At 68.9% G+C, this 23,531-nt stretch carries 18 protein-coding genes and 1 riboswitch; of the genes, 7 read left to right on the forward strand and 11 right to left on the reverse strand.

Annotated elements, in window-relative coordinates; all coding sequences use genetic code 11:
- Window positions 1–18 precede the first annotated feature (18 nt).
- The 5 genes from CEK66_RS08815 to dusA form a co-directional block, all read right to left on the reverse strand.
- On the reverse strand, window positions 19–1,602 hold the full coding sequence (locus tag CEK66_RS08815; RefSeq protein ID WP_152236656.1) for a DUF1800 domain-containing protein: 1,584 nt from the start codon (window positions 1,600–1,602) through the stop codon (window positions 19–21).
- 212 nt (window positions 1,603–1,814) lie between these two features.
- Entirely contained in the window at window positions 1,815–3,185 is a 1,371-nt protein-coding gene (locus tag CEK66_RS08820) for a sensor histidine kinase (RefSeq protein ID WP_193312608.1), read from the reverse strand.
- A gap of 82 nt (window positions 3,186–3,267) precedes the next feature.
- Window positions 3,268–3,951: a response regulator transcription factor gene (locus CEK66_RS08825; RefSeq protein ID WP_003469280.1), complete on the reverse strand. Its 684-nt coding sequence runs from the start codon at window positions 3,949–3,951 to the stop codon at window positions 3,268–3,270.
- A gap of 73 nt (window positions 3,952–4,024) precedes the next feature.
- Window positions 4,025–4,408 (reverse strand): hypothetical protein, encoded by a 384-nt coding sequence (locus CEK66_RS08830; protein ID WP_039726258.1) that lies wholly within the window; start codon window positions 4,406–4,408, stop codon window positions 4,025–4,027.
- A gap of 414 nt (window positions 4,409–4,822) precedes the next feature.
- Window positions 4,823–5,866: a tRNA dihydrouridine(20/20a) synthase DusA gene (gene dusA, locus CEK66_RS08835; protein ID WP_152236658.1), complete on the reverse strand. Its 1,044-nt coding sequence runs from the start codon at window positions 5,864–5,866 to the stop codon at window positions 4,823–4,825.
- 238 nt (window positions 5,867–6,104) lie between these two features.
- On the opposite strand from dusA, the gene CEK66_RS08840 reads away from it, so the two are divergent.
- The 5 genes from CEK66_RS08840 to CEK66_RS08860 all read left to right on the forward strand — a co-directional run bounded on the left by CEK66_RS08840 (window position 6,105) and on the right by CEK66_RS08860 (window position 13,475).
- The gene (locus CEK66_RS08840; RefSeq protein WP_226978545.1) at window positions 6,105–6,434 is read left to right on the forward strand and encodes a type II toxin-antitoxin system RelE/ParE family toxin; all 330 of its coding nucleotides are present in this window, start codon (window positions 6,105–6,107) and stop codon (window positions 6,432–6,434) included.
- Between the two features lies 1 nt (window position 6,435).
- On the forward strand, window positions 6,436–6,723 hold the full coding sequence (locus CEK66_RS08845; protein ID WP_148827261.1) for an XRE family transcriptional regulator: 288 nt from the start codon (window positions 6,436–6,438) through the stop codon (window positions 6,721–6,723).
- Window positions 6,724–6,786: 63 nt separating this feature from the next.
- The gene (locus CEK66_RS08850) at window positions 6,787–8,073 is read left to right on the forward strand and encodes a hypothetical protein (RefSeq protein ID WP_152236659.1); all 1,287 of its coding nucleotides are present in this window, start codon (window positions 6,787–6,789) and stop codon (window positions 8,071–8,073) included.
- Window positions 8,074–8,483: 410 nt separating this feature from the next.
- A riboswitch (cobalamin riboswitch) is annotated at window positions 8,484–8,737 on the forward strand.
- Window positions 8,738–8,947: 210 nt separating this feature from the next.
- A complete protein-coding gene (metE, locus tag CEK66_RS08855; RefSeq protein WP_152236660.1) occupies window positions 8,948–11,239 on the forward strand; it encodes a 5-methyltetrahydropteroyltriglutamate--homocysteine S-methyltransferase in 2,292 nt (763 codons plus the stop codon).
- A gap of 238 nt (window positions 11,240–11,477) precedes the next feature.
- Window positions 11,478–13,475, forward strand: coding sequence for a choice-of-anchor X domain-containing protein (locus CEK66_RS08860; RefSeq protein ID WP_152236661.1), 1,998 nt, complete (start codon window positions 11,478–11,480; stop codon window positions 13,473–13,475).
- A 254-nt stretch (window positions 13,476–13,729) separates the two neighbouring features.
- Here the strand turns inward: CEK66_RS08860 and purU are convergent, their stop codons facing one another.
- The 5 genes from purU to CEK66_RS08885 all read right to left on the reverse strand — a co-directional run bounded on the left by purU (window position 13,730) and on the right by CEK66_RS08885 (window position 18,648).
- Window positions 13,730–14,581: a formyltetrahydrofolate deformylase gene (gene purU / locus CEK66_RS08865; RefSeq protein ID WP_152236662.1), complete on the reverse strand. Its 852-nt coding sequence runs from the start codon at window positions 14,579–14,581 to the stop codon at window positions 13,730–13,732.
- Between the two features lie 499 nt (window positions 14,582–15,080).
- Window positions 15,081–15,521 carry an XVIPCD domain-containing protein gene (locus CEK66_RS08870; protein ID WP_017908683.1) on the reverse strand — a complete coding sequence of 147 codons (441 nt, stop codon included), beginning with the start codon at window positions 15,519–15,521 and terminating at the stop codon, window positions 15,081–15,083.
- A gap of 123 nt (window positions 15,522–15,644) precedes the next feature.
- A complete protein-coding gene (locus CEK66_RS08875; RefSeq protein WP_152236663.1) occupies window positions 15,645–16,523 on the reverse strand; it encodes an NAD(P)-dependent oxidoreductase in 879 nt (292 codons plus the stop codon).
- A 58-nt stretch (window positions 16,524–16,581) separates the two neighbouring features.
- The gene (locus CEK66_RS08880) at window positions 16,582–17,679 is read right to left on the reverse strand and encodes an NADH:flavin oxidoreductase/NADH oxidase (protein ID WP_152236664.1); all 1,098 of its coding nucleotides are present in this window, start codon (window positions 17,677–17,679) and stop codon (window positions 16,582–16,584) included.
- A gap of 87 nt (window positions 17,680–17,766) precedes the next feature.
- Entirely contained in the window at window positions 17,767–18,648 is an 882-nt protein-coding gene (locus CEK66_RS08885) for an NAD-dependent protein deacetylase (protein WP_152236665.1), read from the reverse strand.
- A gap of 243 nt (window positions 18,649–18,891) precedes the next feature.
- Here CEK66_RS08885 and CEK66_RS08890 point away from each other — a divergent pair, with 243 nt between their 5' ends.
- Window positions 18,892–19,632: a response regulator transcription factor gene (locus CEK66_RS08890; protein WP_152236666.1), complete on the forward strand. Its 741-nt coding sequence runs from the start codon at window positions 18,892–18,894 to the stop codon at window positions 19,630–19,632.
- Here the strand turns inward: CEK66_RS08890 and CEK66_RS08895 are convergent.
- Entirely contained in the window at window positions 19,613–21,013 is a 1,401-nt protein-coding gene (locus tag CEK66_RS08895) for an ATP-binding protein (protein ID WP_053069678.1), read from the reverse strand. The two genes, CEK66_RS08890 and CEK66_RS08895, sit on opposite strands and share 20 nt — an antisense overlap.
- Before the next feature lie 135 nt (window positions 21,014–21,148).
- On the opposite strand from CEK66_RS08895, the gene CEK66_RS08900 reads away from it, so the two are divergent.
- Window positions 21,149–23,503 carry a YadA-like family protein gene (locus CEK66_RS08900; protein WP_152236667.1) on the forward strand — a complete coding sequence of 785 codons (2,355 nt, stop codon included), beginning with the start codon at window positions 21,149–21,151 and terminating at the stop codon, window positions 23,501–23,503.
- Window positions 23,504–23,531 lie beyond the last annotated feature (28 nt).

The raw sequence follows: 23,531 nt of genomic DNA on the forward strand, positions 1-23,531 counted from the left end.
GTGCGGCCAAGGCCGCGGTCAGCGGTAATTGAAGTCGGGGGACGCCAGCAGGTAGCCGTTCCACTCCTGCTGCGAGCGCGCCTGCGCCAGCGCCTGGCGCGTGGCATCGCTCAGTTGCGGCTCGATCGCGTGGTAGTACAGCGGCGTGCTCAGTTGCGGGAAGCCGCCACGCTGCTGTCCGTCGACAGTGAACAGCTGGGTGTTGCCGTTACCGATCGCACGCGCGATCTCGAAGCGCTGCGCCATCTGCCCGGAACTGTTCCAGGCGCTGGATTGCAGCGCCCAGCCATCGGGGGTGATCCGGCCGAAGCTCGGCTCGCCCATCTGATTCAACCAGCCCAGCAACGGCTGCGGATTGACGATGGTCTGCCCGTCGTAGGCCAGGCGCAGCGCCGAGACCAGGAACCGGTAGGGATCCTTGAACTTGTGCGGTGCGCCGGCCGCCATCTCCGGTGCGGTGAACATCACCTGCAGCACCGCGGCGATGTCGCCGTCGCTATGCTGGAACGTGCGCGCCATCTTCTCCACCAGCGCCGGCGGCGGATCGTCGGCGACGAAGTATTCGGCCAGCTGCCGCGACACGAAGTGCGCGCATGCCGGCTGGCGCACGATCAGCTGCACCGCGCGCTCGACCTCGTCGAAGCCGCCGCCGGCGATGCGCTGGCCGAGCAGGGTCTTGTCGCCGGGTTCGTGCCGGGCCGGATTGAACTCGAATGCGCCGCGGCGCAGATACTGCGCCTGCAACGCCGGCGGCAGCTTCGGCGGGCCGTCGCGGTCGACCGGCGCGATGCCGACGCCGGTGAGGATCAGCGCCAGTTGCTGCACGTCCTTCTGCGTGTAGCCGGCGTCGACGCCGAGCGTGTGCAGCTCCATCAGCTCGCGCGCATAGTTCTCGTTGACCTTGCCCTTGGCGTTCTGCGCGTTGTCCAGGTACTCCAGCATCGCCGGGCTCTGCAGCGTCGCCATCACCAGGTCGGAGAACTTGCCCAGCGCGTGCGGGCGGATCGCGTTGTCGGCGTAGTCGGCCACGGTCCAGTGCAGGCGGGCCTTGTCGGCGAATACGCTGAAATGGTTGAGCCAGAACCACACCATCTGCTCGCGCAACTGGTCCGGCGCGTAGATGGAACGCAGCAGTTGCGCCTGCCGTGCCTGGTTCAGCAGCAGATCGCCGCGCTGCTGTGCGGCCTTCTTCGCCGCGACCTTGGCGTCGCCGTCCGGCATCGCCTTGATCGCCTGCTGGGCGGCGGCCTGCTGCTTGAGCAATTCCTGCACCGGCGTGTGCAGCGCCGCATAGCCGTCCAGTTGCGCGCGCACCGGCGCCGGCAGGGCCGCATCGCCAGCATCGGCCTGCAGTTGCTCGCGCAGGAAGCGCTTGCGGCCATCGCGCTCGAACTGCGCCACGCTGGCGCTGTCCAGGCCGGTGGTCATCGACTGCAGCCAACGCGCGTCGTCGCGCTTGAGCACCTTGTCGGTGGCGGCGATGGCGGCGACGGTGAACAGCACCAGCAGCAGCGACAGCAGCAACCGCTGGGTGTTGCGCAGCGCGCGCCGGCCGCGCACGCGCAGACGCGTTGCTGCAGGACGATGCCGGGATGCGGACATGCGAGGCTCCTGGACGAAAAGCGGCGTGAAGACCGGCGCAGTATCGCCAGCTGGTTGCCGGTCGCGTTAAGCCACTGTCGGAAACCTCCCGGTCATTTGCACGGGATTCACCTGCTGCTGCGGTGCAGCGGCGCCAGCGGCGGCGGATCCCCGCGGTCGGCCAGCGCGCGGCGGGATGGCGATCCCGGACCGGCACCGGCGCGTTGCCGGGCCTACAGTCCCGGCGGCAGGGTCACCAGGAAGCGCGCCCCGCCCAGTTCCTCGGAGCGGCTGACCTGCAGTTCGCCGCGGTAACCCTTGACCAGGTCCTGCACGATCGCCAGGCCGATGCCATGGCCGTGCACGCGCTCGTCGCCGCGCACGCCGCGCTGCAGGATGTGCGCGACCTCGTCCGGGGCGATGCCGGGGCCGTCGTCCTCCACCGCGATGATCAGGCCGGCGCGGCGGCTGCCGGCGGCCGGCTCCGGCCGCACGCTCAGCAGCACCCGCCGGCGCGCCCACTTGAAGGCGTTCTCCAGCAGGTTGCCGAGCAGTTCCTGCAGGTCGCCGGGTTCGCCGTGGAAGCGCGCGCTCGGCTCGATGTCGAACTCGCACAGCACGCCCTTGGCCGCGTAGACCTTCTCCAGGCCGCGCACGATCTCCTCGGCGTTGGGCTCGATCGGCAACGGCGCGGCGAACAGCTTGTGGCCGCTGGAAGCGGCGCGGGCCAACTGGTAGGACACCAGGTTGTTCATGCGCCGCAGCTGCACGTCCAGCTCTTCGCGCAATTCCGGCCCCTGCGCGCCGCTGTCGAGCTGGGTGCGCAACACCGCCAGCGGCGTCTTCAGGCTGTGCGCCAGGTCGGCCAGGGTGTTGCGCTGGCGGTCCAGGTTCTCGCGCTCGCTCTCGATGAAGGCATTGATGCTGTCGGTCAGCGGCTCCAGTTCGCGCGGGTGGCGATCGCCCATGCGCAGCGCTTCGCCGCGCTGCACCTTGGTCAGTTCGTTGATCACCCGGCGCAGCGGGCGCAGGCTCCATTGCAGGATGAAGGCCTGCAGCACCAGCAGGATCAGGCCGGCGCCACCGAGGTTGAACCACACCCGGCCGCGGAACACGCGCAGTTGCGCACCCAGCGCGCGGGTGTCCTCCATGATGTAGATGGTGACCGGGGTTTCCTTGTCGCGGCGCACGTAGGCCAGGCCGATGCCGTAGCGGTAGACCTCGCCTTCGCTGCCGTCGATCTGGGTCATCGGCCAGGGTCCGTCGAAGGTTTCCTGACGCGGTTCGAGCATGCCGCCCTTGGGCGGCAGCGGGCCCATGCTGGACATCGAGATCCAGCCTTCGCTGGGCATCACGATCTGCGCGTACAGGCCGCTGCCCGGCCGGTCGAAATGCGGATCCGGCGACGGCTTGTCGTTGTTGATGTACAGCGAGCCGTCGCGGGCGACGTCGATGTTGTTGGCGTAGGCGGTGGCGTAGCTCTTCAGGCGCTCGCGCAGGTTGCTCAGCGCGGTATCGGCGAACGCCTGATCCAGGGCGTAGCCGGCGGCGGCCAGGAACGCCAGCAGACTGAGGCTGGCGGCGAGCAGCTGGCGCGCCTGCAACGAGCGCGGGCGCCAGCGCTTGTACCACCTGGGTCGTGCCGCCACGCGGTCGCTTCCTCGGTGTGCTCGCCGGCGCCTGCGATCAGCCTTCGGTGCGCGGAATCGCGAACCGGTAGCCGCGGCCGCGCACGGTCTCGATCGGCTTCAACTCGCCGTCCGGGTCCAGCTTCTTGCGCAGGCGGCCGATGAAGACTTCCAGCACATTGGAGTCGCGATCGAAATCCTGCTGATAGATGTGCTCGGTCAGGTCGGCCTTGGAGACCAGTTCGCCGGCATGCATCATCAGGTACTCGAGCACCTTGTATTCGTAGCTGGTCAGGTCGACGTTGCTGCCGCTGACGCTGACGGTCTGTGCCGCCAGGTCCAGCGCGACCGGACCGCATTCCAGCGTGGGCTTGCTCCAGCCGGCGGCGCGGCGCAGCAGTGCATTGACGCGCGCCAGCAGCTCTTCGACGTGGAACGGCTTGACCAGGTAGTCGTCGGCGCCCTGCTTGAGGCCTTCCACCTTGTCCTGCCAGCTGGAACGCGCGGTGAGGATCAGCACCGGAAACTTCTTGCCTTCGTCGCGCAGCGCCTTGATCAGCTCCATGCCCGACATCTTCGGCAGGCCGAGATCGATGATGCCCACGTCGAAGGGCACTTCGCGGCCCATGTACAGGCCTTCCTCGCCGTCCTGCGCCGCATCCACCGCAAAGCCTTCGCGCTTCAGGCGAGCGGCCAGGGTCTCTCGCAGCGGAGCTTCGTCTTCGACCAGAAGGATACGCATGAACTCTCCCTAGTAACTTACAGGTGGCCGGTGGCCGGGGCGGTGTGTGGAACCTGAACCGAACTATCCGGACTCACGGGTGATCGTCGCGTGGTGGCTCGGGAGGCTCGCCCGACCGCGGCGCCCGCGGCGGCGCCGCACGGCCAGGTTGCGGATCGTCCATGTAGCGTACCCGCCCACGGCCGTCCATGTACTTGACGCGGTTGATGTCGCGGCCATCGAACGGCACGCGCTCGGCGCCGAGAATCTGCCCGCCGGTGGAGCGCTGCACCCGGCGCACCGCGTCGGACAGCGAACTACCGCCATAGTCCCGATTACGCCCCGCATCGCGCTCCGGCGGCGCCATCACACCCGGCATGGGCGGCTGCTGCGCACGGCCGTGCCCAGCCGCGACCGACGCCAGCGCGAGCGCGAAGACAGCGGCAAAGCGGTAGTGGCGGGAAGCGGAAGAAGTCACGACGGGCATCCTAACGGACTGATCGGAAACGTTCAAAACTTGTGAAGCGCGACACCTCGCGGGAACGAAGACGACCTCGAGAAATCGAGGCAAATTCTTGATTTTTCGGGGTGAATCCGGTCTGAACTTTTCCCCGCGCCGCGGGCGGCATTCAGTCAAATGAACCTGTGGAAGGCCAATGCAAGGGCCGCACCAGGGGCCTGGAGAGGCCCTTCGGCAGGTGCTTGGCGGCGTCTCCGCAGGACCAGAGATTAGCCCCAGAAACCTGAACGGAATCCCTGAACGACGCACAGAAGACGGCGGCGTGGCAGTCGTCGATCGAGACGCCGCATGGGTCGGCGACCGCTTGGCGACGAGAGCGATCAGGTCATCGATGCGAAAGGTGCCCCGCACCACGCGGCGGCGCCCGTCGGATCACGCCGCCGCGCGTGCCGCCCCGTCGGTGACCGCCAGCGCCCGCTCCAGCAGCGCCCAGTCCGCGCCCGGCCGGTGCGCACCTTCGCTGAGCACCTGGCGGAAGGCGCGGCCGCCGGGCTGGCCGTGGAACAGGCCGAGCAGGTGCCGGGTGATGTGCTTGAGCGCCAGGCCCTCGGCCAGACGCGCCTCGACGTAGGGGCGCAGCGCGCGCAGCAACTCGGCACGCGGGCGCAGTGCGGCGCCGGTCAGGGCCGCGTCCAGCCGGTGCAGGACGTAGGGATCGTGGTAGGCGGCGCGGCCCAGCATCACCCCATCCACCGCCTGCAACTGCGCCTGTGCCGTCTCCACCGCGGCCAGGCCGCCGTTGAGCACCACCTGCAGTTGCGGCCGCTCGCGCTTGAGCCGGTGCGCCCAGTCGTAGCGCAGCGGCGGCACCTCGCGGTTCTCCTTCGGCGACAGGCCCTGCAGCCAGGCATTGCGCGCGTGCACCACGAACAGCCCGCAGCCCGCCGCGGCGACCTTGTCGACGAAGGCCAGGAACACCGCGTAGTCGTCGTCCTGGTCCACGCCCAGCCGGCACTTCACCGTCACCGGGATGTCCACCGCCGCGACCATCGCCGCCACGCAGTCGGCGACCAGCGCCGGCTCGCGCATCAGGCAGGCACCGAAGCGCCCGGCCTGGACCCGGTCGGACGGGCAGCCGCAATTGAGGTTGATCTCGTCGTAGCCCCAGTCCTGGCCGATCCGCGCCGCCTGCGCCAGCAGCGCCGGCTCGCTGCCGCCGAGCTGCAGCGCCAGCGGATGCTCGGCCGCATCGAAATCCAGCAACCGCGCGCGATCGCCCAGCACCACCGCGTTGGCGTGCACCATCTCGGTGTACAGCCGCGCCGACGGCGCCAGCAGCCGGTGGAAGACCCGGCAGTGGCGGTCGGTCCAGTCCATCATCGGGGCGACGGACAGGCGCAGGGAGGCGGCATAGCGAAATTTTTTTCGCAGGCCCAATGGCTTGCCTTGTTTTTCGTGATCTTCAGTTCCGCTCATGATTGGTCGACTTCGAGTTCTCGGGCCTCGCTGCTACGCTGCGTGTCAGTTGGCCATGTCGCTCGGGCCACATAAATCATCGCCGGTCGTCTCCGCGAGGACGTAGCGCTAGGGTACACGGCTCAGATCCGCGTCCATCGGCGCGGGAGGTGATACACCTATCAAGACCAGGCAAGTCGGGGAAAGCCCGACCAGGGCTCTTCCGGACGCACTTGCCGTTTATATCGATACGGATATAATCATGCCCATCAAACCGATCGAATTCCTTGGAGACTCCCTGCGCAATCTTCGGGATTTTCCAGATGACGCGAAGCGAGAGGCCGGATATCAGTTGGATCGCGTGCAGCACGGATTGCAGCCCGACGACTTCAAGCCCATGCCGACGATCGGCCAAGGCGTTGAGGAAATTCGGATACGGGACAACAACGGCGCCTACCGCGTCATCTACACGGCCAGGTTGGCCGATGCGATCTACGTGCTTCATGCGTTCCAGAAGAAGACGCAGGCTACATCGAAGCAGGACATCGACCTTGCAAAGCAACGCTTCGCCCTGCTGGACAGGAAGTGACATGAACAAAAACAAGACCGAACGATTCGCCAGTGTCTGGGATGCGCTTGCCGACACCGCCCAAGAAGCGGCCAACCTCAAGGTCCGCGCCGAGCTGATGAGGAAGATCGCCTCCCTGATCCAGGAAAACGGTTGGACCCAGGCTGCTGCGGCTGAAAGATGCGGCATCACTCAGCCACGCATCAATGACCTGTTGCGTGGTCGCATCTCTCGATTCTCGCTCGACGCCTTGGTGAACATCGCTGCTTCCCTGGGCCGGCAAGTCCACGTCGAGCTTGACGCTGCCTGATCGATACCAATGACAGTGCGCACCCTCTCCAGATGGGTCGATCGCCTACTGAAGGGTTCGGTCATGATCGAATGCCCGCGCATGGAGATCCTAGGACGTGATCACGAGCCACCCGTCTTTACTGGACCAGGGCACATCAAGGTCGGCCAGGACAAGCGTATCCGCTTTGTCATGCACGGCACTCCACGTGACGGATCCGATGCCTTTAAAAGGATAGTCCTAGCCCAGAAGCATCCGCATGACATCCGGCACCAATTCAGGATCAATGCGACTGCATACGATGGAACGGAATGGTCGGGAGGGTGGACTAAGCTGACTTTGGGCGAAGAGGCAGCAAATATCTGGCAGCTATCCGGCCCCATACACAGCCTTCACACAGACTCCACAGGGTTCGGGGTCGCCAAGAAGAGCGGTGTTGAGCTGGTATTTGATCGATCTTTGCGGCTACCGATACCCATGAACATGGTCAAGACCGTGCTTCGGGGCGACAAGCAGGTCTTTTGGGCACGAAGCTCAGGCACTAAAACCATCAATGTGCTGGATGCAGAGATTGAGTTCTTCCTTTCACCTGAGCACGAACATGTCTGGGCCGTGGCGAATACCACCCAAAATTTCCCACATCCGCATCTGGAAAACTGGCTCAGCGAACCCCTGAATCTACTGCTTGGTGAAATTGTCGTGCCGAGCCTATGTGCCCGGAATTTCGGCGACGGCAGGGCCTTTATCAGGTTCCGCCCATCACCGTGGAAACCAGCAACCACGCTGACTGCCAGCATCTTGCGCGAAGATCCGCTTGGAGCCGACGAGCGCTTTTGGAACCTGTACTGCGACATCCTGACGATAGTTGCCACAGCTCGAGACGCCGATGGTCACCCAAACTTCGAGGCGCATCCACTGACTCAATACTACTGGGAGATCGTCCAAGCAAGCGGGGGCTCCAACTGGGTCCTTTGCATGACGTTGGCCAGCACGGTCGAAGGCATCGCAAAAGCGATGTTCTCTGAGACAGAGTGGAAGGCCGACTGGGCAACCAGCGAAGTCGATAGCCTGAAGCAGGTTGTCAAGGACTGGAAAGGCGATAGCAACCTTCGCAGCAGAGTCCTGGACTACCTCAATGGATTCAAGAAAAAGGGCATCGCCAAAGTTCTGAAATCGCTGGTTGAACAAGGGATTGTTACTTCTGACCAAGTCGATGCATGGAGTCGCATCCGCAATTCCTCGATGCATGGCGACATGGTTCTTCCTTGGTCGGATGAAGACCAAGAAGGTCGCATCATCAATCTGATCGAGCTCACGCACAGGCTGAGCGAGGCTTACATCAAACGCGAGTTAGGCAAAGTCACTGCATAGGCAACTTCCTAAAACTTAACCACAACGGTTACAACGCGAATTTTTCCCTTCATCCGGACAACAGACAGGCGGAGTTGCTCGGAGCCCACGAGGTTGCGAGCAGCATGCCCGCGTTGCAAAGACGCTGTCGGTCTGGAGTGCGGTCGCAGCGTATTGAGGACAGCGAGTGACTTTCGTCCGGGAAACATTCGCGCGCAACATTGGCCTGGCGCGCTGTTGTGTGCACAGATCGGCATGACGATTTCCTAGGCTGGATGAGAGTGGGATCTGGACTGCTGCACTACCCCGTTACGCCGTAATCAGGCGTATGCGTATCTGGCGATGCCTGCGATCAGGGCAACGACTCATCCATGATGTGAAACCCAACGCATCACGTGGCACCGACGCTTGACCGCCCGCCGCTTCCAGCCTATCGTGCGCTCGCCGAAGGTATTCATCTCTTCATTCGGATGAAGGGATGGATTTAAACGGGAATCCGGTGACGGCCGGCGCCGCAAGCGCCTGCCCATTCCGGAGCTGCCCCGCAGCGGTGAATGGAAACGACCTCCGTCAATGGCACTGGGCCGGCGCATGCCGGCCTGGGAAGCGACGGACAGTAGGTGCGCAGCCGGCACGGTGCGCGTGTCCATCAGCCCGAATACCGGCCCCGGCCGGAGGACCGTGCGTCCTCCGATTCGACCTGGCGCCTCCGCGGGGAGGCGGCCGGACCGCGACCCGGCCTTGCGCCGCGCCGCGCCGTCCGCCTGCCCGCGCGGTACCGGTTCGCCCGCGGGGGCGAAGGTCGCTGGCGTGGCGGGCGGTCCGTGCGAACGGGACGCGCGGCGCGCGGTTCCTTCGTTCCTCAATGCCCTTGAACGCAATGAGGAAACGCAACATGACGATCGTGACCAACCTGGGCTTCCCGCGCATCGGTGCGCGGCGCGAGCTCAAGCAGGCGCTGGAACGCTACTGGCGCCGCGACATCGACGGCGCGCAACTGCAGGACACCGCACGCGAGCTGCGCCTGCGCCACTGGCAACTGCAACGCGAGGCCGGGGTGGACGTGCCGCCCAGCAACGACTTCAGCCTGTACGACGCGATGCTCGACACCGCGTTCCTGTTCGATGCGATCCCGCAACGCTACCGCGCCCTGGCCGATGCCGACCCGCTGGCCGGCTACTTCGCGATGGCGCGCGGCACGCAGGAACACGGCCTGGACCTGCACGCGCTGGAAATGACCAAGTGGTTCGACACCAACTACCACTACCTGGTGCCGGAGCTGGCGCGGCGACAGCACTTCCGCCTGCGCGGCGACAAGCCGGTGGTGGAGTTCCTGGAGGCCAAGGCGCAGGGCATCCAGACCCGGCCGGTGCTGATCGGGCCGGTGACCTTCCTGGCGCTGTCCAAGACCGTGGACGGCAGCGACCGCTGGGCGTTGCTGGACAGCCTGTTGCCGGTGTACGCCGAACTGCTGCAACGCCTGCATGCGGCCGGCGCCGGCTGGGTGCAACTCGACGAGCCGGCGCTGGTGCTGGACCTGGACGAGGCCGCACGCGCCGCCTATCGCCGCGCCTATGATGTCCTTTCGCAGGCGCCGCGGCCGAAGCTGCTGCTGACCAGCTACTTCGGCGAGTTGGGCGACAACCTCGAGCTGGCGATGGCGCTGCCGGTGGACGGCATCCACGTGGACCTGGTGCGCGGCGTGGCGCAACTGGACGCGGTGCTGCAGGCCTTGCCGGCCGGACGCGTGCTCTCGGCCGGCCTGGTCAACGGCCGCAACGTGTGGCGCACGCCGCTGGACAACGCGCTGACCCTGGCACGCTACGCCGCCGGCCATGTCGGCCGCGAGCGGTTGTGGCTGGCGCCATCGTGCTCGCTGCTGCACGTGCCGGTGGATCTGCAGCAGGAGACCAAGCTGGACCGCGAACTGGTCGGCTGGCTGGCCTTCGCCAGGCAGAAACTGCAGGAACTGCGCACCCTGGCCGATGCGCTGGACGACCAGCCGCAGGCGCAGGCCGCGCTGGATGCGGCGCGCGATGCGCTGGCCAGCCGTCGCGCTTCGACCCGCGTGCACCGCGCCGAGGTGACGCGGCGGGTGGACGCGCTGACCGACGACGCCGGCCGTCGGCAATCGCCGTATGCGCAGCGCCGGCAGGCGCAGCAGGCGGCGCTGCGGCTGCCGCTGTATCCGACCACCACCATCGGCTCGTTCCCGCAGACCGAGCAGGTGCGGCAGGCGCGTGCGCAGCACAAGGCCGGCAAGCTCGACGATGCCGCGTACGACGCGTTCCTGGCCACCGAGACCGAACGCTGCGTGCGTGCGCAGGAGCAACTGGGCCTGGACGTGCTGGTGCACGGCGAGTTCGAGCGCAACGACATGGTCGAATACTTCGGCGAGCAGCTGGACGGCTTCGCCTTCACCCGTCATGGCTGGGTGCAGAGCTATGGCTCTCGCTGCGTGAAGCCGCCGATCATCTACGGCGACGTGCAGCGCCCGGCGCCGATGACGCTGCGCTGGACCACCTACGCGCAGTCGCTGACCGAGCGGCCGATGAAGGGCATGCTGACCGGGCCGGTGACGGTGCTGCAGTGGTCGTTCGTGCGCGACGACCAGGAGCGTGCGCAGACCTGCCGGCAGATCGCGCTGGCGCTGCGCGACGAAGTGCGCGACCTGGAGGCGGCCGGCATCGGCGTGATCCAGATCGACGAGCCGGCGATCCGCGAAGGCCTGCCGCTGCGCCGCGCCGACTGGCGGGCGTACCTGGACTGGGCGGTACAGTGCTTCCGCATCGCCGCGGCCGGGGTGCGCGATGCCACGCAGATCCACACCCACATGTGCTACTCGGAGTTCAACGACATCATCGAGGCGGTGGCGGCGATGGACGCGGACGTGATCTCGATCGAGACCTCACGCTCGCGCATGGAACTACTCGATGCCTTCGTGCGCTTCCGCTACCCGAACGCGATCGGGCCGGGCGTGTACGACATCCACTCGCCGCGCGTGCCGAGCACGCAGGAGATGGTGGCGTTGCTGGAGAAGGCGCGTGCGGTGCTGGATCCGCAGCAACTGTGGGTCAATCCGGATTGCGGGCTGAAGACCCGCGGCTGGGCGGAAACCCGCAACGCGCTGCAGGCGATGGTGGCGGCGGCGCAGCAGTTGCGCAGCCAGCACGCGCAGGCGGCGTGACCTGGCGATGCCCGGCGCCACGTGCGCCGGGCATCGCGATGGTTGCAGCATGTCCGGCATCCCAGTTCGGCGTGCATTGCTGCATTGCGTCTTTGTCCGGCAATGTGCGCTGGCTATAACCACAGGCGAACGCGTGGCGAGGGGGCGCTGCGTCCTCGCCGACGTGCTGCCGGCGGCGCACTGCGTCGCGGCTCCGGCATGTGCGTCTGCTTCTCAGCACCGCCAGGGAGAGCGCGTCATGCCGAAGCTGTCGAACCTGTCCGCCGTCTGCGTCCTGTGTCTCGTCGTCCCCGCCGCCGCGCTGCACGCGGCCGAACTGATTCCCAAACAACTGGCCGGACCGCCGGAGGAGTTCGCGCAGATGCGCGCGCCCGCCCCGGCGGAAGCGGCGATCCTGTCCAAGAGCGCGTTGCTGCCGGTGGAGTTCTCCGCCGCTCGCAGCAGTGGCCCGGCGCAGTGGCAGACCACCCTGCCGGTGGAGAACGGCAAGCTGCGCTTCGTGGTGCTGTCCGGCGAACACGATTGGCAACCGCGCCTGAGCGCACCGGCCACGGCCAGCGCACGCATGGGCACCGCCGCCGCGACGCCGCTGCCCGCGCCCAGCGCCAAGGCCACCCACCTGGGCGCCGGCGGCGCCGCGCTGCCGGCCCGCGAGTACCACGTGGACAGCGCCGCCAACGGCGACTGGACCCTGACCCTGCAGGCCGATGGCAGCAACACGGCGCAGCGCGGCTATGTGCTGATGGAAGGCGACCCGCGCACGCAACTGGCGTCCTATCCCAGCGACCGCGCGCAACTGCAGCGCGGCCAGCGCATCGGCCTGACCGCGCTGCTCGGCGGCATCGATGCGCAGGGCGGCGTATCGCTGGCGCGCAGCGCCGGCAGCGGCCGCATCGACACCGCACAGCTGCGCGTGATCGCGCCGGACGGTTCCGTCAGCCAATGGCCGATGGCCGACGACGGCCGCCACGGCGACGGCGCCGCGGGCGATGGCGTGTATGCCGGCGACTTCCCGGCGACGGCCACCGGCACCTACATCGCACAGGTCGTGGTGCATGGTCACGACGCCGGCGGCCAGGCCTTCGTGCGCACCAGCGAGCACGTGCTGCCGGTGCTGGACACCACCTTGCGCATCACCGCCGATGCCGTCGCCGCCAGCGCACAGCCCGGCACCCGGCTGACCCTGCCGATCCCGGTGCGCATCGGCGGCGGCCAGGCGCCGGCGCACTACCGCATGCTCGGCGAGCTGTGGGGCACCGGTCGCGACGGCAGCGCGGTGCCGGTGGCCTGGCTCGGCGGCATGCTCGCGCCGCAGGACGGACGCCTGCCGCTGAGCGTGGACGAACGCTGGATCGTCCGCGCCGGCGCGCGTGCGCCGTTCGCCCTGCGCAACCTGCGCGTGGAGGATCCGGACAACTTCGTGCCGCTGGCCACGCGCGCGACGCTGCCGCTGACCCTGCCGGCGCTGCGTCGCAGCAGCGTGGCGCGCAGCACCGGCGCGATCGACGAGAGCATGCGCATGGGCGAGCGCCCGGCGCAGCTGAGCGCCGCCGCCACCGACATGCAGGCGCGGGCCACCGGCAAGCGCCTGGTGCTGGTGCACGGCTACTGCTCGGGCGGGGTGTGGCCGGTGGCGCAGTTCACCAACGCCTCCGCGTTCCTGGACGTCAACCAGAACCGCAGCAACGACCAGTTCGCGCAGCGCCTGGCGCAGTTCGGCAGCCAGTGGAACTCGTTCGGCACGGTGGCGCACAGCCAGGGCGGCATGGCCGCGTTGCACCTGTACGTGTACTACTGGAGCGGCCTGGACAATGCCAGCGGCGGGCGGGTGATGCAGTCGGTGGGCACGCCCTACCAGGGCACCAACCTGGCCGGCATCCTGGCCACGGTGGGCTCGTGGTTCGGTGTGGGCTGCGGCACCAACAACGACCTGACCTACGACGGCGCCAAGGCCTGGCTGGCCGGCATCCCCAACTCGGCGCGGGCGCTGGTGAACTACTACACCACCTCCTTCGCCAAGACCAACTGGTACACCAACGACTACTGCAATGCGGCCTCGGACCTGGTGCTGAGCGACCCGGAGGACGGCACCGTGGAGCAGGTCAACGGCCAGCTGCCCGGCGGCGTCAACCGCGGCCACACCACCGGCCAGTGCCACACCACCGGCATGCGCGATCCGGCGCAGTACCTGGACGCCAGCCGCAACGCGACGATGAACGCCAACGCGGCGCGTTGAGGGCTGGGAATGGGGAATCGGGAATGGGAATCGGCAGAGCGAACGCCGCGCTGCGGCTGCTGATGGTGCCCTTCCCTATTCCCGACCCCCATTCCCCGCTTCATCGGAAATGCCACGGTGCAGTGACTGGAGAGCGGCGATGATCGTCGATGCAGACGGTCGGCGCCGCGACCATGGATTAGGGCAAGCGGGTGCTTAGCCGCTGTTGCTGTTGCTGCTCCCCATTCCCGATTCCCGAATCCCCACTCCCCGCCTCAGCGAAATACCACCGTGCGATGCCCGTTGAGCAGGATGCGATGCTCGACGTGGCGGCGCACGGCGCGGGCCAGCACCTGCGACTCGGTGTCGCTGCCCAGCCGCACCAGTTCGCGCGGGGTCATGGCGTGGTCCACGCGGGCCACGTCCTGCTCGATGATCGGGCCTTCGTCCAGATCGCCGGTGACGTAGTGCGCGGTGGCACCGATGATCTTGACCCCGCGTGCGTGCGCCTGGTGGTACGGCTGCGCGCCCTTGAAGCTGGGCAGGAAGCTGTGGTGGATGTTGATCGCGCGTCCGGCCAGCGCCGCGCACAGCGTCGGCGACAGGATCTGCATGTAGCGGGCCAGCACCACCAGATCGATGCGTTCGCGTTCGACCAGCGCCAGCAGCTGCGCCTCCTGTTCGGCGCGGTTGGCGGCACTCACCGGCAGGTGGTGGAACGGCACGCCGTAGGACCCGGCCAGCGCGGCGAAGTCGGGATGGTTGGAGGCCACCGCGGCGATGTCCACCCGCAACTGCCGGCTGTGCGCGCGAAACAGCAGATCGTTGAGGCAGTGGCCCTGCTTGCTGACCAGCACCAACAGGCGCGCGCGGCGGCGCGCGTCGTGCAGTTGCCAGTCCATCGCGTAGTCGGCGGCCAGCGGCTCCAACTGCAGCTTCACCGCGGCGACGATGCCGTCGGCGGGTACGTCGAAGTGCACCCGAAGGAAGAAGCGGCCGCTTTCCTCGTCGCCGAACTGCTGCGCATCGAGGATGTTGCAGCCGTGCTCGAACAGCAGGCCGCTGACGCGGAAGACGATGCCGGTACGGTCCGGGCAGGACAGGGTCAGGATGTAGTCGTGGCGCATCTGTCGATGATAGGGGAAAGGCGGGGATTCGGGATTCGGGATTCGGGATTCGGGATTCGGGAATCGGGAATCGGGAATCGGGAATCGGGAATCGGGACAGTCCGCCTCTGGAACGTGGTGAGGCAACTGTCATGCAGCGACGGCGGACGAAGTCCGCTGTGCATCCGATCTTGCACGACGTCGGGACTGAAGTCCCTCCCACAGTGCAGTCCCTGACGGTGCCAGTGCTGCAGTGTGGGCGCGGCCTCAACCAGGACGGTGAGAAGAGGCCACGCCATCCAGCCGCAGCCGGCTTTTCCTTCTCCCTCCGGGAGAAGGTGCCCCGAAGGGGCGGATGAGGGTACGGGCGAAGCTTCGTGCAACTTGAACTCCGCGTGCGCTGCGCGCCCCGTACCCTCACCCCGACCCCTCTCCCGGGGGGAGAGGGGCTTAGGCATCCTTATCCTGAAATCCGGTCGCAGCTGACGTCGCACCCATGACGCTGCTCACTCGCCTGCGCTCACTCCGGGCGCAGGCGCAGCGCCAGGCGGCGGTTGACCTTTTCCAGACGCGCCAGCGAGTCCTCCACCGACATGCCGACCGCTTCGTGGGTGGTGATGTGCGCGCGCAGGTGCGCCGGATCGTCCAGGTCGCCGCGCACCAGGAACACGTTCTCGCCATCCTCCACGTCGCCGATCTCGCGGCTGAGCACCACGTGGTCGACCTGGTCGAAACCGTATTCCTTGGCCAGCGGCAGCAGCCGCGCCACCATGCGCTCGCTGATCGCGTCCGGCGCGCGCCCACAAGCGGCGTCCAGCGCATGCACGCCCTCGCGGATCTGCGCGTACAGGAGATGGTCCGGATGCTCCGGGTGATCGGGCCCGGGCACGGGCTCGCGCACCACCGCGCGCGGTGGCTGGATCGGGGCTCTGTCGCCGGGATCGGACGAATTCGGACTCATGGCATCCTCCTGTGATGCGCCAGCAAATCGCCGCACCTTAGCGGCAAGCGCGCGCCAGGCTCAAGCGGGCACGCAGTGTGCCGCATGCGCCGCCAAGGTCCGCTGAAGATCGTCCCGCATCGCTCAGACCTGGCCGGCGCGGCGCGCGGCGACCTTGGCCAGCGCCGCCCAGTCGAGGTCGCCGTCGCCGTGCGCGATCGCCTCGATGAAGGCATCGCGCAGCACCGCCGCCAGCGGCATCGGCACGTGCCGGGTCTCGCCGGCGTTCAGGGCCAGGCGCACGTCCTTCAGGCCCAGCGTGGCCTTGAAGCCGGCCGGGCTGTAGCGCTGTTCGGCGATCATGCCGCCGTAGGTCTGGTAGGCCGGTGCGGCGAACACGGTGCTGGTGAGCATGTCGAGGAAATCGGCCGCTTCCACGCCGTGCCCGCGCACCAGTGCCGACGCCTCGGCCATGGTGCCGATGGCGCTGGCCAGGCACAGGTTGGCGGCCAGCTTGACCGCGTTGGCCTGTTCCGGCGCGGTGCCGAAGTACCAGGTCTTGCGCCCGATGACATCGAGCAAGGGCTGCACCCGCGCCAGCGCCGCGGCGTCGCCGGCGGCGAGCAAATTGAGCTGGCCGGCCGCGGCCACCTCCACCCGCCCCAGCACCGGCATCGCCAGGTAGGCGACGCCGCGCTCGGCATGCAACGCGTGCAGTTCGCGCGCCAGCACCACCGAGATCGTGGCCATGTTGACGTGCACGCTGCCGGCGGTGAGCGCGTCCAGCGCGCCGCGATCGAGCAGGGTTTCGCGCACCGCGGTGTCGTCGGCCAGCATCGAGAACAGCACCGGCCCGCGCACCGCATCGGCCGGCTGCGCGGCCTGCTGCGCGCCGGCCTCAAGCAGGGGCTGCGCCGCCGCGGCGCTGCGGTTCCATACCGTCAACGCATGGCCGGCGCGCAGCAGGTTGAGCGCGATCGGCTGGCCCATCGTGCCCAGGCCGAGAAATCCAATCGTCGTCATTGCAGGCTCCATGAAGGAATCGAAATGTAGGCCGCCACCAGCGCGCGCGGCGCGCCGGTCAGGCGTCGAGCACGCCGCGCGCCGCATGCGGCTCGCAACGCAGGTATTGCGGCGACGGGCGTACCCGCGCGCCCAGCGCGGCGGCCGCGTGCCACGGCCAGCGCGGATCGTAGAGGATGCCGCGGGCCAGCGCGATGGCATCGGCACGGTCCTCGGCCAGGATGGCCTCGGCCTGCTGCGGCTCGGTGATCAGGCCCACTGCGATCACCGGCATGCGCAGCGCGCGGTGCAGCGCCTCGGCCAGCGGCACCTGGTAGCCGGGCGCCACCGGAATGCGCTGACGCCGGTCCAGCCCGCCGCTGGATACGTGCAGATAATCGCAGCCCTGCGCCTGCAATGCCTGCGCCAGCGCCTCGCTCTGCGCCAGATCCCAGCCGCCGTCGACCCAGTCGGTGGCGGAAATGCGCACGCCCACCGCGATGCTCGGCGCCACCGCGGCGCGCACCGCCGCATGCACGCGCAGCAGCAGGCGCATGCGGTTCTCCAGGCTGCCGCCATAGGCATCGGCGCGCTGATTGCTCAGCGGCGACAGGAACTGGTGCAGCAGGTAGCCGTGTGCGGCATGCAATTCGATCAGCTCGAAGCCGAGTCGCTCGGCGCGCCGCGCCGACGCCACGAACGCCTCGACGATGGCGTCGATGCCGTCCAGGTCCAGCGCCTGCGGCGGCGGGCCGTCGGCGGCAAATGCCTGCGCCGACGGCGCCACGGTCTGCCAGCCGTTCGGCTGCTCGGGCGCGATCGCGCCGCCGCCGTCCCAGGGCTTGTGCGTGGACGCCTTGCGCCCGGCATGCGCGAGCTGGATGCCCAACGGCATCGGCGACCAGCGCCGCACGGAGCGCAGCACCGTGTCCAGCGCCGCCTCGGTGGCGTCGTCCCATAGGCCCAGATCGGCGTAGCTGATGCGCCCACGCGGCTCCACCGCGGTCGCCTCCAGGATCAGCAGCCCGGCGCCGGACTGCGCCAGTTGCCCGAGATGCTGGGTGTGCCAGTCGCTGGCACGGCCGTCCTCGGCGGAGTACTGGCACATCGGTGCGATCACGATGCGGTTGGACAACGACAGCGGCCCCAGCGCGAGGGGCGAGAACAAGTGACTCACGATGCGGATCCATGGAGACGCCGCGCGCAGCGCGGGAAGCGGCCATTGCACTCCTGCCGCACAACGCGATCAACCACTGCCGATGGATCAGTTCGTGCCGGGATTCGGAACGCACACCGCTGCCGGCAGCAGGAACGCCAGCGCCTGCGCGCACGACTGCTCCACTTTCAGGCTCAGCAGATCGTCGCCGCGGGTGCGGCCCAGGTTGACCGCGGCGATCGGCAGCCCGGCCTTGCCCGCGGCCTGCACGAAGCGGAAGCCGGAATAGACCATCAGCGACGAGCCCACCACCAGCACCGCGTCGGCGCGCTGCAGATGCGCGAAGGCACTGGCCACGCGCTCGCGCGGCACGTTCTCGCCGAAGAACACCACATCCGGCTTCAGCACGCCGCCGCAGTGCGCGCAGGGCGGCACCACGAAGCTGGCGAAATCCTCGCCCTCCAGGTCGGCATCGCCGTCCGGCGCCGGCGCGGCCTGCAGCGTCGCCCACTGCGGGTTGTGCTCCAGCAGGTGCTGCTGGAACGCCTCGCGCGGCATGCGCCGCTCGCAGCCCATGCAGCGCACCACGTCCAGGCGCCCGTGCAGGTCGATGGTGGCGCGGCTGCCGGCGGCCTGGTGCAGGCCGTCCACGTTCTGGGTCAGCAGCAGTTCGACCTGGCCGCGCGCTTCCAGCTGCGCCAGCGCGGCATGGGTGGCATTGGGCCGCGCATGGCCGAAGCGCGGCCAGCCGAGCAGGCTGCGCGCCCAGTAGCGCTGCCGCGTCGCCAGTTCGCCCATGAAGGCCTGGTAGGTCACCGGCTGCGCACGCTTCCAGTCGCCGGCGGCATCACGGTAGTCGGGAATGCCCGAATCGGTACTGCAGCCGGCACCGGTCAGCACGAACAGGCGCCGATGGCGGTCGACGAACGCTTCCAGCGCGGACGCCGCCGGCGGTGCGGACGCGGCGTGATCCTGCAGCAACTGCGACATCGTGAAGGTCCCGGAGGTGGTGGAGGCGCACGCGACGATGGCGTGTCGGCTTCCTATCTAGGGGGTGGGCGGCAGCAACGCAAGCCCTGGCCGCCACGGCCGCTGAAGCGTTGCCGCGCGCATTGAAAGCCCGCTGGAAACTGGCTACTGTCCAGGGCGCGGCAGGATGCTCGGCGTTCACTGCACCCTGCTGGCCGCACGCCGCCTCCGTGAGGAATGCCATCCCTTCGCCGATTCCGTCTCGTGAGCCGCGTTTCCGATCCCACCCCGTCCCCGCTCGCCGCTGCCGCCAACGCCCCACTGCGGGTGGCGTTGCTGGAGGACGACGATGTGCTGCGCGACCGCGTGTTGCTGCCGGGCCTGCAGCGGCACGGCTTCGAGGTCACGCCGCTGCGCACCGCGCAGGCGCTGTGGGCGGCGCTGGAGGCGCAGCGTTTCGATCTGATCGTGCTCGACATCGGCTTGCCCGACAGCGATGGCTTCACCCTGACCCAGCAACTGCAGGAACGCCGCCCCGGCATGGGCATCGTCATCCTCAGCGGCCGCGGCGAGCAGCCGGATCTGGTGCGCGGGCTGGTCCAGGGTGCGGATGCGTACCTGATCAAGCCGGTGCAGATCGAGATCCTCGCCGCCACCTTGTTCAGCGTGGCCCGGCGCATGCTGCGGCCGAGCGCGCCGGCCAGCGAGGAATGGCAACTGCAGGACGACGGCTGGTGCCTGTTCGCGCCGGACGGGCAGGCGGTGCCGTTGACCGCGTCCGAACGCAAGGTGCTGCAGAGCCTGTGGCAGGCGCGCGGGCGCCTGGTCAGCCGCGATGCGTTGGTCGGCATGCTCGGCGGCAATGCCGGGCTGGAGATCGATCCGCACCGGCTGGACGCGTTGTTGCATCGGCTGCGGCAGAAAGTGCAGGAGCGCACCGGCAGCGCGCTGCCATTGCGCGCGGTGCGCGGCGAAGGCTATCTGCTCATGCCGCAGGAGCGCTGAGCCCGGCCAGCGGCAGGCGCAGCACGAAGCAGGTGCCGGCGCCGGGCGCGCTGCGCACCTGCAGGCTGCCATGCGCCTGTTGCGCCATCTCGAACGCCACCGCCAGGCCCAGCCCGGTGCCCTGCCCGGCCGGCTTGGTGGTGAAGAACGGCTCGAAGATCTGCCGTTGCACGGCCTCGCTCATGCCCACGCCAGTATCGGCGATGGCGATGGCGACGGCCTCGCCATCGCGGCGCAGTTGCAGCGAAAAGCAGCCGCCGCCGGGCATCGCATCGCGCGCGTTGGCGGCGAAGTTGAGCAGCGCCAGATCGAAGCGGCTGCGATCCAGGAACACCGGCGCCGCTTCGGTGGCCAGATCCAGACGCACCTGTACCGCGGCACCGAACAGTTGTCGCAGCATCGGCTGCAGGCTGCGCAGCGCTTCGCCGGCATCGAAGCGCTCGGGCACGCTCGCCTCGCGGCGACTGAAGCTGAGCAGCTTGCGGCTGACCGCCACGCCGCGATGCGCGGCCAGGGCCACGCCTTCCAGTGCATCGGCCAGCACCAGCGCATCGCGCGGCGGGTGATAGTCCAGTTCGTGCACGCAATGGCGTTGCTCGGTGTAGCCGAGGATCGCACTGAGGATGTTGTTGAAGTCGTGCGACACGCCGCTGGCCAGCTGCTCCACCAGCTCGATCTTCTGCAGATGCAGCAGGCGTTGCTGCGCCAGGGTGCGTTCGCGCATCTCCACGCGCAGGCGCGCGGCGCTGCGCCGCGCACGCCACAGGCTCTCGCGCAGCGCGGCGACGGTGCGATCCAGCACCAGGGTGATCATCAGGTAGCTCAGCGCCAGCGAGGGCAGGTTCTGGAACGGGCTGCGGGTGCCGCGCGGGTCCTGGCCCCAGGGGCTTTCCATGCCCAGCCAGAAGATCAGTGGGATGCACAGGTACACCAGCCACAGCGCGCGGCGCCCGATCACCAGCGCGGCCAGGGTCAGCATCATCATCGGGTACGGATCGAAGGCCTGCAGCTGATAGCCGAACGCCAGGTTGGCGGCGACCGCCGAGCACAGCACCACCGCGATGAACGCGGCGGCGGCCTGTTTGAGCAGGCCGCGGCGGATCATCCAGACCCCGCCCCAGGCCGCGGCGGCGATCGCCGCATCGGTGCCCACGTCCACCGCCAGCTGCATCGTGCTCATCTCGATGCGCGGCGCGGTCAGCAGGTGGTAGAGCTTGTTGAGCGGGATCTCGCTGCCCAGGAACACGAACAGCACCTGCAGCGCGGGCGCGTTGCGCCGGTCGAGCGGATCGGCGATCGGCACCCGGCGCAGCCACAGCGAGAGGCGCCGCCACAGCCGCGCGGCAAGCGCGACCGGCGCAGAGTGCGCACCCCATCTCACCCAGGCTCCCATGACGGTGAGTCTACCGTGAGGGAGACGTGAATTTGCGTGCATTGAAGGGGGCTGGGCTTGCGGCCTTAATCGGGCCTGACTCGTTGTCGGGACGACGCTCCCGGCCCCAGCCCGGAATCGACCATGCCTCTTCTGCCCAATGCCCTGCGCGCCGCCATGCGCCCGCTGTCGTCGTCCTCGTCCATCCTGCCGCAGGCCTCTGACGGTCTGTTGACCGCCGCGTTGCTGCTCGCGCTGAGCCTGCCCTCGAGCGCTTTCGCGGTCACTGCCACGGCACCGACCGCGGCGACCCAGCCGCCCTCGCAGGCGCCGCAGGGCGACGCCACCCCCACCGAGACGGACAGCGCCGACGCCGACGCGGCGCCGCAGGACGCCACCACCCAGGACGTGCAGCCCGGCACCCAGAACACCACCCACTACTTCCTGGCCGAAGGCTTGAACGACGGCAGCGACTACGCCAGCGCCGCCGGCCTGCGCGCGGTGGCGATGGGCGCACGCGCAGACGCCTCCGGCGCCTTCGCCATCGCGATCGGCCACCACACCGTCGCCTCCGACAGCGCCGCCATCGCCATGGGCGACGGCGCGGTCGCCAGCGGCACCTCGGCGATCGCGATCGGCGGCAGCTTCTTCGGCAGCACCTACGGCGACTCGGCCGGCGCGCAGAGTACCGGCTTCGGTTCCCTGGCCCTGGGCACGGCCGCCACCGCAACCGCTGACAGTGCCAGCGCGCTGGGCTGGAACACCAGCGCCAGTGGCTCCGGCGCCACCGCAGTGGGTGCCACCGCATCGGCCAGCGCCAAGTACGCCACCGCCAGCGGCTCCTCGTCCAGCGCCAGCGCCGAGCAGGCCAGCGCGTTCGGCTATGCCGCCAATGCCAGCGGCACCGGCGCCGTCGCCAACGGCGGCTACAGCGTCGCCTCCGGCTTCTTCGGCGTGGCGATGGGCTACACCGCCACCGCCAGCGGCGACGGCGGCATCGCGATCGGCGACAGCGCCTCGGCGGCCGGCCAGCAAAGCGTGGCGATCGGCGCCAGCAATGCGGGCGTGCCGGCGCAATCCAACGGACTGGGCGCGGTCACCATCGGCGCCGGCGCCTGGGCGCTGTCCGACTACGGCACCGCGCTGGGCTTCGACAGCCATGCCGACGCGGACTACAGCATGGCGCTGGGCGCCTCCGCGCTGGCGACCAGCACCAATGCGCTGGCGGTGGGCGCCAGCTCCTTCGCCGACGGGCAGGACGCCAGCGCCTTCGGCGCCATCGCCAGCGCCAATGCCGCCGGCGCCACCGCGCTCGGCAGCGGCGCCTCCGCACTGACCGCGGGCAGCGTCGCGCTGGGTTACAACAGCGCCGCCACCGGCGCCAACAGCGTGGCCATCGGCGCCGGTTCGATGGCCGACCGCGACAATGCGGTCGCCTTCGGCAACGACGGTGCGCTGCGCCAGCTCACCTACATCGCCGCGGGCACCGCCGACACCGACGCGGTCAACGTGCTGCAGTTGCGCAGCATCGCCAGCGCGCTCGGCGCCGGCAGCGCGGTCGGCGGCGATGGCAGCTTCAGCGGCGGCAGCTACCTGATCCAGGGCCGCAGCTACGGCACGGTCGGCTCGGCGCTGTCGGCGCTGGATGGCGCACTGTCGGCGCTGGACACCCGGGTCGGCAGTGGCGCCGGCGGCGTGGCGGTGGGCGGCGGCGACACTGGCGGCCCCAGCGTCGGCGCCGGCACCAATGCCGTGGCAGTGGGGGCGCAGGCCACCGCCAACGGCCAGAACGGCACGGCAATCGGCTCCAACGCGCTGGCCTACGGCCCCAACGACACGGCGCTGGGCGGCAACGCGCAGGTCAACGCCGACGGCAGTACCGCGGTCGGCGCCAACGCCAGCATCAGCGCCAATGCCACCAACGCGGTGGCGGTCGGCGAAAGCGCCACGGTCACGGCCGCCTCCGGCACCTCCGTCGGCCAGGGCGCGTCGGTCTCGGCGAACAATGCCGTGGCGATCGGCCGCGGCTCCTCCGCCACGCGCGCCAATACCGTCTCGGTCGGCAGCGCCGGCAACGAACGCCAGATCAGCAACGTCGCCGCCGGCAGCGCGGCCACCGATGCGGTCAACGTCGCGCAGATGCAGGCCGGCGACAGCGCCACGCTTAGCAGCGCCAACGCCTACACCGACAGCCGCATGGCCGGCTGGGACGACAACCTGACCAAGCTGCGCACCGACACCGACCAGCGCTTCCAGCACCTGGACCGGCGCATCGACCGGATGGGCGCGGTCAGCGCCGCCTATGCCGGCATGGCGGTGAACACCTCCGGCCTGGCCGGGGCCAACCGCATCGGCGTCGGCGTCGGCTCGCAGGGCGGCGAAAGCGCGCTGGCGGTGGGCTACCAGCGCGCGATCGGCAACCGCGCCAGCGTCTCGCTCGGCGGCGCCTTCTCCGGCAGCGAGAAGAGCGTGTCCGCCGGTGCCGGCTTCAGCTGGTGACACGACCGTAGGTGCCGCCCTTCCTTGA

Source organism: Xanthomonas sp. LMG 12460 (genome assembly GCF_009192895.1).
In the GTDB taxonomy this organism is placed as follows: Bacteria; Pseudomonadota; Gammaproteobacteria; order Xanthomonadales; family Xanthomonadaceae; genus Xanthomonas_A; species Xanthomonas_A sontii.

Coding starts and splice junctions, on each gene's coding strand:
- CEK66_RS08860 (WP_152236661.1), top strand. CDS start 11,478: ATGCCGAAGCTGTCGAACCTGTCCGCCGTCTGCGTCCTGTGTCTCGTC.
- purU (WP_152236662.1), bottom strand. CDS start 14,581: ATGCGCCACGACTACATCCTGACCCTGTCCTGCCCGGACCGTACCGGC.
- metE (WP_152236660.1), top strand. CDS start 8,948: ATGACGATCGTGACCAACCTGGGCTTCCCGCGCATCGGTGCGCGGCGC.
- CEK66_RS08870 (WP_017908683.1), bottom strand. CDS start 15,521: ATGAGTCCGAATTCGTCCGATCCCGGCGACAGAGCCCCGATCCAGCCA.
- CEK66_RS08845 (WP_148827261.1), top strand. CDS start 6,436: ATGAACAAAAACAAGACCGAACGATTCGCCAGTGTCTGGGATGCGCTT.
- CEK66_RS08815 (WP_152236656.1), bottom strand. CDS start 1,602: ATGTCCGCATCCCGGCATCGTCCTGCAGCAACGCGTCTGCGCGTGCGC.
- CEK66_RS08825 (WP_003469280.1), bottom strand. CDS start 3,951: ATGCGTATCCTTCTGGTCGAAGACGAAGCTCCGCTGCGAGAGACCCTG.
- dusA (WP_152236658.1), bottom strand. CDS start 5,866: ATGAGCGGAACTGAAGATCACGAAAAACAAGGCAAGCCATTGGGCCTG.
- CEK66_RS08875 (WP_152236663.1), bottom strand. CDS start 16,523: ATGACGACGATTGGATTTCTCGGCCTGGGCACGATGGGCCAGCCGATC.
- CEK66_RS08850 (WP_152236659.1), top strand. CDS start 6,787: ATGATCGAATGCCCGCGCATGGAGATCCTAGGACGTGATCACGAGCCA.
- CEK66_RS08900 (WP_152236667.1), top strand. CDS start 21,149: ATGCCTCTTCTGCCCAATGCCCTGCGCGCCGCCATGCGCCCGCTGTCG.
- CEK66_RS08885 (WP_152236665.1), bottom strand. CDS start 18,648: ATGTCGCAGTTGCTGCAGGATCACGCCGCGTCCGCACCGCCGGCGGCG.